Below are 12,230 nucleotides of genomic sequence, written 5' to 3' on the forward strand. Positions count from 1 at the left end.
GCGCGCCTCAGCCCTGAATCCCGCCCTTGGTCAGCGCGGCCGGGTCCAGCAGCTTGCGCAGCTGCTTTTCGGTCAGGCCGCTGTCTTCCAGCGCCACGTCGAGCACGGGGCGGTTTTCGGCGTAGGCGCGCTTGGCGATTTTCGCGGCTTTCTCGTAGCCGATCACCGGATTGAGCGCGGTGACGAGGATGGGGTTGCGGTCCAGCGCTTCGGCCACCTTGTCCTTACGGATCTTCAAGGTGGCGATGGCGTTGTCGGCCAGTTCGCGCATGGAATGGGCGAGCAGGCCGATGGCTTCGTCGAGGTTGCAGGCCAGCAGCGGCAGCATCACGTTGAGCTGGAAGTTGCCGCTCTGCCCAGCCACGGTATTGGCCTGATGCAGGCCCATGACCTGCGCACAGACCATGCACAGCGCTTCGGGAATGACCGGGTTGACCTTGCCCGGCATGATCGAGCTGCCCGGTTGCAGGGCCTTGAGCTCGATTTCGCCGAGGCCGGCCAGCGGGCCGGAATTCATCCAGCGCAGGTCGTTGCCGATTTTCATCAGCGCCACCGCCAGCGCGCTCAGTTGACCCGACAGTTCGACCAGATCGTCGTGCGCGGCCAGGCCTTCGAAGGTATTGGGATTCTGTTCGAACTTCGCGCCGGTCGCCTTCGCCAGCGCCTTGGCCACGCCCTTGCCGAACTTGGGATGGGCGTTGATGCCGGTACCAATCGCGGTGCCGCCGATCGGCAGCCGGCGCACGCGTTTGAGGCTGTCTTCGATGCGGCCCTGCGCCGAGTGCAGCTGCGCCGACCAGGTGCCGAATTCCTGCGCGAAGGTCAGCGGCATCGCGTCCATCAAATGGGTGCGGCCGGTCTTGACCGTGCCGCCAATGGCCTTGGCCTGTTGGTCGAGGGTGTGGCGCAGGTGCGCCAGCGCAGGCAGCAGTTCGTCCGTGGTCTCCACCACCGCCATCACCCGCAGGCTGCTGGGGATGGTGTCGTTGCTGCTCTGGCCGAGGTTGACGTGGTCGTTGGGATGCACCTTGGCGCCCTTGGCCAGGTGCGCGATGACCTCGTTGACGTTCATGTTGGTCGAGGTGCCCGAGCCGGTCTGATAGCGGTCGATCGGGAATTGTTCGGCGTGGGCACCGCCGGCAATCGCGTTGGCGGCGGTGATGATGGCGGTGGCACGGGCGGCATCCAGCACGCCCAGCCCGAGGTTGACCTCGGCGGCGGCGGCCTTCAGACGGGCATGGGCGTGGATGAAGGCCGCCGGCATCGGCCGCCCGGAGATATGGAAATTCTCCACCGCGCGCTGGGTCTGCGCGCCCCACAGGGCGCTGGTAGGCACCTGCAGGTCGCCCATGCTGTCGTGTTCGATGCGAAAGCCGCTGCGGGCCTTGCTGGCCTTGGCCATGTCTGGAAGCTCCGGTGAAATTCAGCCGGAAAGGATACCGCCTTCGACGGTTAGAATGGCGTGTTTCCCCAGCCACGACGCCCATGACCAACCCGCTGACCGCCCTGTCCCCGCTCGATGGCCGTTATGCCGGCAAGGTCGATGCCCTGCGCCCGATCTTTTCCGAATACGGCCTGATCCATGCCCGCGTGAAGGTCGAGATCGAATGGCTGCTGGCGCTGGCCGCGCATCCTGGCATCCCCGAGCTGCCGCCTTTCTCGGGCGCTGCCGCGGTCCGCCTGCAGGCACTGGTCGACGGGTTTTCGGCGGACGATGCTGCGCGGGTGAAAGCCATCGAGGCCACCACCAACCACGACGTCAAGGCGGTCGAATACTTCATCAAGGAGCGCTTGAAGGACGATGCGGAACTTGCGCCGGCGCTGGAATTCGTGCATTTCGCCTGCACCAGCGAGGACATCAACAATCTGTCCTACGGCTTGATGCTCGCGGCGGCGCGGCGCGAGGTGCTCATTCCCGCCTATCAGGGCATCGCCGACGCACTGCGCCAACTCGCCCACGCCCAAGCGGGCCAGCCGATGCTCTCGCGCACCCACGGTCAGACGGCTTCCCCCACCACCTTGGGCAAGGAAATCGCCAACGTGGTGGCGCGGCTGGAGCGCCAGATCCGGCAGATCGCGGCAGTGGAAATCACCGGCAAGATCAATGGCGCGGTGGGCAACTACAACGCGCACGTGATCAGCTATCCCGACGTGGACTGGCCCGCCTTCGCCCAGCGCTTCGTGGAAAGTCTTGGGCTGGTGTTCAACCCCTACACCACCCAGATCGAGCCGCACGATTGCGTGGCCGAACTCGGCGATGCCGCACGCCGTGCCAATACCGTGCTGATCGACTTCGCCCGCGATGTGTGGGGCTATGTCTCACTGGGCTACTTCAAGCAGAAACTGAAGGAAGGCGAAGTCGGCTCATCGACCATGCCGCACAAGGTCAACCCGATCGATTTCGAAAATGCTGAAGGCAACTTCGGGCTGGCAAACGCCCTGTTCGAACACTTCTCGGCCAAGCTGCCGATCAGCCGCTGGCAGCGCGACCTCACCGATTCCACCGTGCTGCGCGCACTCGGCACCGCCTTCGGCCACCAGCTGATCGGCTTCGATGCCCTGCTGCGCGGGCTGGGCAAGCTCAGCGTGAATCCGGAGCGCCTCGCCGCCGACCTCGACGCCAGTTGGGAAGTGCTGGCCGAAGCCGTGCAGACCGTGATGCGCCGACACGGCCTGCCCAATCCCTACGAACAGTTGAAGGCCCTGACCCGCGGCCACGGCATCACCGCCGAGTCGATGCGTGCGTTCATCGACGGCCTGGACCTGCCCGCCGATGCCAAACAGCGCCTGCACGACCTGACTCCGGGCCGCTACATCGGGCTGGCGCAGCGGCTGGCGCAGGAAATCTGATACGGTGGCGACGAAGGCCGTCGCGCCCGCAGGCACCCGGCACTGGAGCACGCCATGACTGCCTACACGCCACCGCCGCCGCCCACCGACCCCGTCCGCATCACCGATCAGGCCACCGCCGTCGAAATGACCGCGCGGATCATCGCCGATGCCCGTCGCCAGGTCTGGATCCGCAGCCTCGACCTCGACCCGTGGCTGTTCGACCATCCGGACGTGCTCGACGCCCTGCGCGGCTTCGCCACCCACGGCCACGACACCCGCGTCCTGATTTTGCTGCACGACCACGCCGCGCCGCAGGCCGCCCACGCCAAGCTGCTGGACCTGGCCCAGCGCCTGCCCAGCGTGTTCGAGTTCCGCGAAGTCAACGACCCCGCCTATCGCGAAGACCGCTCGGCGATGGTGGCAGGCGACGCCGGTGGCTACTACTTCCGCGCCCAGGGCGACGCGTTCGAAGGCTCGGCCAATCTGTCTTCCCGCGCCCGGGTGCGCCAGCTCAAGGAGCGCTTCGACGAAATCTGGGAGCGCTCGCGGGTGATCAGCGAATACCGGGCGCTGGGGATCTGAGGTCCAGCCAGCAGACGCTCGACACGAACGCCCGACACGCCCTCGCGAAAGCCGGCTTGGTGCGGCCGTCGATGCCCCATTCAGTTTGATCCGGCTTATAATTCCGGATTGTTTGCACGCCCGCGTTCGATCCTGATCCGGTTTTCGGCCGGACACGTGCGTCCCGGCTTCGGCCGGAACGGGATTCCCCATCCAAATCGAAGGTCGCCAGCCACGCCGTGGACAGTCTTCTCAAGCAGTTCGCCCAAACCTCACAACTCGTCAGCAACGGCACCTACATCGAGGACCTGTACGAACAGTACCTGGCGGCACCCGACAGCGTCGGCCCGGACTGGAAGCGCTATTTCGACGGCCTGCACGGTCGCGAGGCCGGCGATGTTCCGCATTCGGCCATCATCGAACGCATTACCGAAGCCGCCCGTCAGGCCGCGCGCGGCGTCGTTGCGACGGGTGCGGGCGATGAGCGCGAGCGCCACGTCGGTCGGCTGATCACCGCCTACCGTTCGCGCGGCCACCTGGGTGCAAAGCTCGATCCGCTGGGGATGACCCCGCCGCTCAACCCGCCCGATCTCGGCCTGGCCTTCCACCAGCTCTCCGAGGCCGACCTGGATTCGGAATTCAGCACCGGCGGCGTCGGTGGCCAGGCGCGGATGAAGTTGCGCGATTTGTTCGCCCGCCTGCAAGCCACCTACACCGGCAGCATCGGCGCCGAATTCATGCACATCAGCGATGCCGGCCAGCGGCGCTGGGTGTACGAGCGGCTGGAAGCGGCCGCCGGCAACTACGGGCGCAGCCGCGAAGACAAGCTGCGCATCCTCGAACGCCTGACCGCCGCGGAAGGGCTGGAACGCTACCTGCACACCAAGTACGTCGGCCAGAAGCGGTTCTCGCTGGAAGGCGGCGATTCGTTGATCCCGCTGCTGGACATCGTGGTGCGCCGTGCCGGCAGCCAGGGCGTCAAGGAAGCCGTGATCGGCATGGCCCACCGCGGCCGCCTCAACGTGCTGGTCAACACCCTCGGCAAACCGCCGCGGCGGCTGTTCGACGAGTTCGAGGGCAAGTTCGAAAGCGGCCGCAAGGGCGACCACGCCCACACCGGCGACGTGAAATACCACCTCGGTTTTTCGGCCGACATCGGCACGCCGGGCGGCCCGGTGCACCTCGCACTGGCCTTCAACCCATCGCATCTGGAAATCGTCGATCCGGTGGTCGCCGGCAGCGTGCGTTCGCGCCAGCTGCGCCACGAGGATCACGAGCGCAAGCGCGTGCTGCCGATCCTGATCCACGGTGACGCCTCGTTCGCCGGCCAGGGCGTGGTGATGGAACTGCTGCAGATGTCGCAGGCGCGCGGCTTCCGCGTCGGCGGCACCGTGCACGTGGTGGTCAACAATCAGGTCGGCTTCACCACCAGCGCCGCCGAAGACGCACGTTCCACCTTCTACTGCACCGACGTCGCCAAGATGGTCGGCGCGCCGGTGCTGCACGTGAACGGCGACGACCCCGAAGCGGTCGCCTTCGTGGCCGAATTGGCCTTCGATTTCCGCCAGACCTTCGGTCGCGACGTGGTGATTGACCTGGTCTGCTACCGCCGCCACGGCCACAACGAGGCCGACGAGCCGGCCGCCACCCAGCCGCTGATGTACAAGATCATCCGCGCGATGAAGACCACCCGCGACCTGTATGCGGCGCAGCTGGCGACGGAAGGCACGCTCGACGCCGCCGGCGCGCAGGCACTGGTCGACGGCTACCGCGACAAGCTCGACGCCGGCGAGGTGACCGCCGACGTGGTCAAAGTCGAAGCCGACGCGCTCACCGTGGACTGGCGTCCGTTCCTCGACGCCGGGCTGGGCGATCCGGTGTCCACCAAGGTGGCGCGCAAGACGATCGATGCGTTGGCCAAACAGATCAACACGATCCCGGCCAACGTCACCCTGCATCCACGCGTGGCCAAGATCTACGACGACCGCCGCAAGATGGCCGCGGGCGAACACCCGGCCGACTGGGGCTTCGGCGAAAACCTCGCCTACGCCACCCTCATCCAGGAAGGCTACCGCCTGCGCCTGGTGGGCCAGGACTGCGGCCGCGGCACCTTCTTCCACCGCCACGCCATCCTGCACGACCAGAATACCGACGCCTATTACGTCCCGCTGCGCGAGTTGGCGAAGAATCCGGAAGACGTGGCGATCATCGACTCCCTGCTCAGCGAAGAAGCGGTGCTGGCCTACGAATACGGCTACGCCACCGCCGACCCGATGACCCTGGACATCTGGGAAGCGCAGTTCGGCGATTTTGCCAACGGCGCGCAGGTAGTGATCGATCAATTCGTGTCCTCGGGCGAGGCCAAGTGGGATCGCCTGTGCGGCCTGGCCTTGTACCTGCCGCACGGCTACGAAGGCCAGGGCCCCGAACACAGCTCGGCGCGGCTGGAGCGCTTCCTGCAGCTGTGCGCACTGGACAACATGGTGGTGTGCGCGCCGACCACGCCGGCGCAGGATTTCCACATGATTCGCCGGCAGATGCACCAGAAAACCCGCAAGCCGCTGATCGTGATGACGCCCAAGTCGCTGCTGCGCCACAAGCTGGCGGTGTCCAGTCTCGACGAATTCGCCAAGGGCGGCTTCCAGCGCCTGATCCCGGACAGCCACGCCAGCGCCAAGAAGGTGCGCCGCGTGGTGCTGTGCTCCGGCAAGGTCTATTACGACCTGCTGGAAGAAGCGCAAAAGCAGAACATCGACGACGTGGCGCTGGTGCGGGTGGAACAGCTGTATCCGTTCCCGCGCCCGGAACTGATCGCCGAACTGCAGCGCTTTGCCGCGGCGAAGGAGGTGATCTGGTGCCAGGAAGAGCCGCTCAACCAGGGCGCGTGGTACCAGATCCGCCACCATCTCGACGCCTGCCTGCAAGCCAAGCAGGTGCTTGACTACGCCGGCCGCCCGCGTTCGCCCTCTCCCGCCGCCGGCCACATGGCTGAACATCTTGCGGAATTGAAGCAATTGGTCGCCGACGCACTGACCAACCCCATCGACGGCATCGTCGATTCAGACTGAATCCCGCCCATCTACGCATTGCACCACGACAGGACGCCCTCATGGCCATCGAAGTCAAAGTTCCGGTACTCCCCGAATCCGTCGCCGACGCCACCATCGCCAGCTGGCACAAGAAGGTGGGCGATCCGGTCGCGCGCGACGAAAACCTGATCGACCTTGAAACCGACAAGGTGGTGCTGGAAGTGCCCTCGCCGGTCGATGGCGTGCTCAAGGAAATCAAGTTCGCCGAAGGCGCCACCGTCACCGGCGGCCAACTGATCGCGCTGATCGAGGAAGGTGCCGCCCCGGCGGCGGCGAAGGCCGAAGCGCCCGTCGCGGCAGCCGCTGCGACCCCCACCCCGGCGGCTGCGCCCAAGGCCGCGCCCGCGGCGCCGTCTGCGGCCGCCGACGCGCTGCCGCCCGGCGCGCGCTTCAGCGCCGTCACCAGCAACGTCAACCCGGCCGAGGTCGCCGGCACCGGCCGCCGTGGCATGGTGACCAAGGAAGACATCGTCAACTACGCGGCCGGCAAGACCGCCCCGCTGCCGGCCAGCGCCCGCCCCGAGCAGCGCGTGGCCATGACCCGCATGCGCGCCCGCATCGCCGAGCGGCTGATGCAGTCGAAGAACTCCACCGCCATGCTGACCTCGTCCAACGAGGTCAACCTGGCCAAGGTCATGCAGATGCGCAAGGAGCTGGGCGACCAGTTCCAGAAGGACAACGGCATCAAGCTCGGCTTCATGAGCTTCTTCGTCAAGGCCGCCGCCAACGCGCTGCAGAAGTACCCGGTGGTCAATGCTTCGGTCGATGGCAACGACATCATCTACCACGGCTATGCCGACATCAGCATCGCGGTATCCACCGAACGCGGCCTGGTGACCCCGGTGCTGCGCAACGCCGAGCGCATGTCCTTTGCCGACATCGAACAGGCCATCGCCACCTACGCCACCCAAGCCCGCGACGGTGGCCTCAAGCTGGAGGACCTGCAGGGCGGCACCTTCACGATCACCAACGGCGGCACCTTCGGCTCGCTGTTCTCCACCCCGATCGTCAATCCGCCGCAGTCGGCCATCCTCGGCATGCACACCATCAAGGAACGTGCCATCGTCGAAAACGGGCAGGTGATCGCCGCGCCGATGATGTACATCGCGCTCAGCTACGACCACCGCATCATCGACGGCAAGGACGCGGTGCTGTTCCTGGTGGACATCAAGAACCAGCTGGAAAATCCGCACAGAATGCTGCTGGGCATGTAATCCGCTTTACCCCCTCTCCCGCGCGCGGGAGAGGGCCGGGGTGAGGGCGCTCTTGTTCGCCACGCCCCACGCACCCCCATCCGGCGCTATACGCGCCCTCATCCGGCGCTTCGCGCCACCTTCTCCCGGGGGGAGAAGGAAACAGCAGGAACAATGCAATGAGCGAACAACAACAATTCGACGTCGTCGTCATCGGTGGCGGCCCGGCCGGCTACCACGCCGCGATCCGCGCCGCGCAACTGGGCCTGAAGACCGCCTGCATCGACGCCGCGCTGGGCAAGGACGGCAAGCCGGCGCTGGGCGGCACCTGCCTGCGGGTGGGCTGCATCCCATCCAAGGCGCTGCTGGATTCCAGCCGCCAGTTCTGGAACATGGGTCATCTCTTCGACCAGCACGGCATCAGCTTCGACAAGCCCAGGATCGACGTCAAGAAAATGGTCGCCCGCAAGGACGCCATCGTGAAGCAGTTCACCGGCGGGATTGCGGCGCTGTTCAAGGCCAACAAGATCACCCCGTTCTACGGCTTCGGTCAGCTGCAGCCGGGCAACGTGGTCAGCGTGAAGCAGCACGACGGCAGCACCGTTGAACTGAAGGGCACGAACGTCATCATCGCCGCCGGCTCCGATTCCATCGAGCTGCCGTTCGCCAAGTTCGGCGAGCACATCGTCGACAACGTGGGCGCGCTGGATTTCGACAAGACGCCCAAGCGCCTCGGCATCATCGGCGCCGGCGTGATCGGACTGGAGCTGGGCAGCGTGTGGAACCGGCTGGGCAGCGAGGTGGTCATCCTCGAAGGCCTGCCGAGCTTCCTGCCAGCCGCCGATGCCGAAGTCGCCAAGCTCGCCGCACGCGAGTTCAAGAAGCAGGGCCTCGATATCCGCCTCGGCTGCAAGGTCGGCGGCACCGAGGTCAAGAAAGATGGCGTGCACGTGGCCTACACCGACGCCAAGGGTGAAGCGCAGGAACTCGTTGTCGACAAGCTCATGGTCTGCGTCGGCCGCCGCGCCGCCAGCAAGGGCTTGCTGGCCGACGGCACTGGTGTGCAACTCAATGAACGCGGTCAGATCGTGGTGGACGAGCACTGCCACACCGGCGTCGATGGCGTGTGGGCGATCGGCGACTGCGTGCGCGGGCCGATGCTGGCACACAAGGGCTTCGAGGAAGGCATCGCCGTTGCCGAACTGATCGCCGGCCTGCCCGGCCACGTCAATTTCGACACCATCCCCTATGTCATCTACACCGAGCCGGAGCTGGCCTGGGTCGGCAAGACCGAAGAGCAGCTCAAGGCCGAAGGCGTGCCCTACAAGGCCGGCAGCTTCCCGTTCGCCGCCGTCGGCCGCGCGGTGGCGATGGCCGAACCGGCCGGCTTCGTCAAGGTGCTGGCGCATGCCGAAACCGACACCATCCTCGGCATGCACCTGATCGGCGCCAACGTCTCCGAGCTGGTCCACGAAGGCGTGCTGGCGATGGAGTTCAAGGGCAGCGCCGACGACCTGGCCCGCATCTGCCACGCGCATCCGTCGCTGTCGGAAGCCGTGCACGACGCCGCGATGGCGGTGCACAAGCGGGCGATCCACAAGGCGAACTAGCTGACAGACGGGAGATCGAAGTCAGCGTGCTCTTCTTCAGTTTCGTCATGACACACAACGCCGGGGAAACCCGGCGTTTGCGTTTCAAGGCATTCATCACAACCCCAGCCGCATCCCCTCGCGGGCCACATGAAATCCCGCCTGCTCGATCGTCTGTGATTCCGGGCTGTCGGCGCGCAGCAGCGGGTTGCTGTGGTTCATGTGGATGAAATACAGCTTGCCGCGCTCACTGGCGGGCAAGTCCGCGAGCAACGTCATCGTGTGGGTCACCAGCGGGTGCGGGATCTCGTCCATGTTGCGGCCCGGCAGTTCGCCCATGCTGTAGAAGGTGGCGTCGACCAAGGCGTAGTCCACTGTCGCCAGCACGTCCTTCAGGCTGCGCCCCCATTTTTCCCAGCCGTCGATGTCGGGGATGAACAGCGCCGATTTGCTCGGTCCACGGATCAGGAAACCCACGGTTTCGGAATACTCGTCGCGGTGCGGCACCCGCAGCGGCGTGACGGTGAGGCCACCGGGCAGCACGGTCGGCTGTCCGTCCTCCAACGGCTGCAAGGCGATGTTGCGCAGGGCCACCAGCTGGCTCCAGGGGCCGTTGTCGGTCAGGAAGACGCGCATCCTCGGCATCGCGTAGACCGGTACGTCCTTCGCCCCCATCACCTCGCGGCCGAACTGCATCAGGCCGGTGTAGTGACCGATATGCGCGTGGGTGAGAAACACCCCGCCGAAGCTGAAGCCGGTGTGCGGTGCTTCCAGTTCCAGCCGATACCACTGCTCCGGGAAATTGGGCGTGGCGTCGAACAGGTAGTCGACCTTGGAAACCGGATCAATCAGCGCCAGCGATGACGTCGGGTGACGCAGGTCCGGGTGTTCCCAACCGGGCATGCAATGCGGCTTGAAGCAGCCGGCCTGCGGGTAGCCGCCGTCCTGACTGGTGCCGAGGATGTAGAGATAGGGCGTCTCCGGGTGCGTTGCAGACGAAGCCTCGGCGGCGATCGCAGGGACCGCACTACCGAGCAGGAGCAAAGCAGCGGCCAACCATGCAGCAGGCGTTTTCGCGGCAATCGGCACGGTTCATCCGGATAATGCAGTTCCGAGCTTCAGGGTACACGTTAATGTCGCTGGAGAGCATGCTTATCCTGGCCGCAAAGCCCTGATTCCGATCATGGTTCGACAGGCTCACCACGAACGGAATCAGGCGCAAAGTGTGGGCGCTTGCGAAGGCTCACCACGAACGGAATCAGGGTGCTCGTCAGGGTGCCCCCATCCAGATTCTCGTCCGTTGAAATGTGGCACGTCTGCGGTGGCACAATGTCGCCATGAAATCCCTGTGCGTTTACTGCGGCTCCAACGCCGGCAGCGACCCCGCCTATGCCAGCCTCGCCAGTACCCTCGGTACGCAACTGGCCGAAAACGGCCTCACCCTCGTGTACGGCGGCGGCAACGTCGGCCTGATGGGCATCGTGGCCGATGCCGCGATGCAGGCCGGCGGCGACGTGATCGGGGTGATTCCCGAGCAGCTGATGCAGTGGGAAGTGGCGCACAAGGGTGTGACGCGGCTGGAAGTGGTCGATTCCATGCACACGCGCAAGGCGCGGATGTTCGAGCTGGCCGATGGTTTCGTCGCCCTGCCCGGTGGCTTCGGCACCCTGGACGAGATGTTCGAAATGCTGACCTGGCGGCAGCTCGGCCTTGGCAACAAGCCCTGCGCCTTCCTCGACGGCAACGGTTTCTGGAATCCGCTGATGGCCATGCTGGACACGATGGTGCGCGAGCGCTTCCTGCACCCGGAGCAGCGCGACGATCTGTGGCAGGGCCATGACATCGGCGCCATGCTCGCGTGGATGCGCGGGTATGTGCCGGCGCGGGCCGACAAGTGGCTGGACGAAAAGCGCCGCAGTCAGCTGAAATCGGAGTCCGCATGAGCCTGCCAACCCGATTCCGCGCCTTCCGCATCCACAGCGACGCCAGCGGCTACCGCAGCGGGATCGAGTCGATTGCGCTGGAGGATCTCAACCCCGGCGAAGTCGTGATCAAGGCCGCGTACTCGTCGGTCAACTACAAGGACGCGCTGGCCGGTACCGGCCAGGGCAAGATCCTGCGCCGGTTCCCGCTGGTGGGCGGGATCGATGTGGCCGGCCATGTGGTCGCCTCCACCGATCCGGCGTTCAAGGAAGGCGATGCGGTGCTGACCACCGGCAGCGGGCTGTCGGAAACCCGCGACGGCGGCTATTCGGAATATGCGCGCCTCGACGCCCGCTGGGTCATTCCCCTGCCCGCTGGCCTGAGCCTGCGCGAGTCCATGCTCCTCGGCACCGCCGGTTTCACCGCCGCGCTCGGGCTGCTGCGGATGGAAGACAACCGGCAGACGCCGGCGCTGGGCCCGCTGGCCGTCACCGGCGCGACTGGTGGGGTCGGCTCGCTGGCCGTCGCCATTTACCGTCAGGCCGGCTATGAGGTCCATGCGATCAGCGGGAAATCGGAACACGCGGACTACCTGAAGACGCTGGGCGCCGCCGAAGTGCTGGGCCGCGAGGCGCTGGCCACCACCCGACCGATGGACAGCGCCCGCTTCGGTGGCGGCCTCGACAACGTCGGCGGGCCAATGCTGGCCGCCCTGCTCGCCCAGACCGCGCCCTACGGCAACGTCGCCAGCTGCGGGCTGGCGGCCTCACCGGAGCTGCATGCGACGGTGATGCCCTTCATCATCCGCGGCGTCTCGCTGTTGGGGGTGGCCTCGGCCGGCACCGCCCGCGACATCCGCGAGGAGGTCTGGCGTCGGCTGGCCGGTGACTGGAAGCCGGCGACGCTCGGGCAGATCCACCTGCGCGAAGTCGGGCTGGATGGCCTGCCCGCGGTGTTTGCCGATATGCTGGAAGGCAAATCGCTGGGCCGTACGCTGGTGCAGCTCGGGAATGTCGCCTGAGTGCTTGCACAGCGAAAACCGA

Annotated in this window: 9 protein-coding genes; 7 read left to right on the top strand and 2 right to left on the bottom strand. The window is 66.1% G+C overall.

Annotated elements, in window-relative coordinates:
- Positions 1-7 precede the first annotated feature (7 nt).
- The gene (locus tag M9902_RS00130) at positions 8-1,402 is read right to left on the bottom strand and encodes a class II fumarate hydratase (RefSeq protein WP_297220213.1); all 1,395 of its coding nucleotides are present in this window, start codon (positions 1,400-1,402) and stop codon (positions 8-10) included.
- An 83-nt stretch (positions 1,403-1,485) separates the two neighbouring features.
- On the opposite strand from M9902_RS00130, the gene purB reads away from it, so the two are divergent.
- From purB to lpdA, 5 genes are all read left to right on the top strand, one after another.
- On the top strand, positions 1,486-2,850 hold the full coding sequence (gene purB / locus M9902_RS00135) for an adenylosuccinate lyase (RefSeq protein WP_297220215.1): 1,365 nt from the start codon (positions 1,486-1,488) through the stop codon (positions 2,848-2,850).
- A gap of 54 nt (positions 2,851-2,904) precedes the next feature.
- Positions 2,905-3,414 carry a hypothetical protein gene (locus tag M9902_RS00140; RefSeq protein WP_297220217.1) on the top strand — a complete coding sequence of 170 codons (510 nt, stop codon included), beginning with the start codon at positions 2,905-2,907 and terminating at the stop codon, positions 3,412-3,414.
- 218 nt (positions 3,415-3,632) lie between these two features.
- Positions 3,633-6,461, top strand: coding sequence for a 2-oxoglutarate dehydrogenase E1 component (locus M9902_RS00145; protein WP_297220218.1), 2,829 nt, complete (start codon positions 3,633-3,635; stop codon positions 6,459-6,461).
- 41 nt (positions 6,462-6,502) lie between these two features.
- Positions 6,503-7,696 carry a dihydrolipoyllysine-residue succinyltransferase gene (gene sucB / locus M9902_RS00150; protein ID WP_297220221.1) on the top strand — a complete coding sequence of 398 codons (1,194 nt, stop codon included), beginning with the start codon at positions 6,503-6,505 and terminating at the stop codon, positions 7,694-7,696.
- Positions 7,697-7,854: 158 nt separating this feature from the next.
- On the top strand, positions 7,855-9,285 hold the full coding sequence (gene lpdA, locus M9902_RS00155; protein WP_297220223.1) for a dihydrolipoyl dehydrogenase: 1,431 nt from the start codon (positions 7,855-7,857) through the stop codon (positions 9,283-9,285).
- A 96-nt stretch (positions 9,286-9,381) separates the two neighbouring features.
- Here lpdA and M9902_RS00160 read toward each other — a convergent pair whose 3' ends face one another.
- Positions 9,382-10,320, bottom strand: coding sequence for an MBL fold metallo-hydrolase (locus M9902_RS00160; RefSeq protein WP_297220225.1), 939 nt, complete (start codon positions 10,318-10,320; stop codon positions 9,382-9,384).
- Between the two features lie 281 nt (positions 10,321-10,601).
- Here M9902_RS00160 and M9902_RS00165 point away from each other — a divergent pair, with 281 nt between their 5' ends.
- Both M9902_RS00165 and M9902_RS00170 read left to right on the top strand, forming a co-directional pair.
- Entirely contained in the window at positions 10,602-11,207 is a 606-nt protein-coding gene (locus M9902_RS00165; RefSeq protein ID WP_297220227.1) for a TIGR00730 family Rossman fold protein, read from the top strand.
- The gene (locus tag M9902_RS00170; RefSeq protein WP_297220229.1) at positions 11,204-12,208 is read left to right on the top strand and encodes a YhdH/YhfP family quinone oxidoreductase; all 1,005 of its coding nucleotides are present in this window, start codon (positions 11,204-11,206) and stop codon (positions 12,206-12,208) included. The genes M9902_RS00165 and M9902_RS00170 overlap by 4 nt, the downstream gene beginning before the upstream one ends.
- Positions 12,209-12,230: the final 22 nt, after the last annotated feature.

The sequence above is a fragment of the Thermomonas sp. genome (genome assembly GCF_023953935.1).
GTDB lineage: Bacteria > Pseudomonadota > Gammaproteobacteria > Xanthomonadales > Xanthomonadaceae > Thermomonas.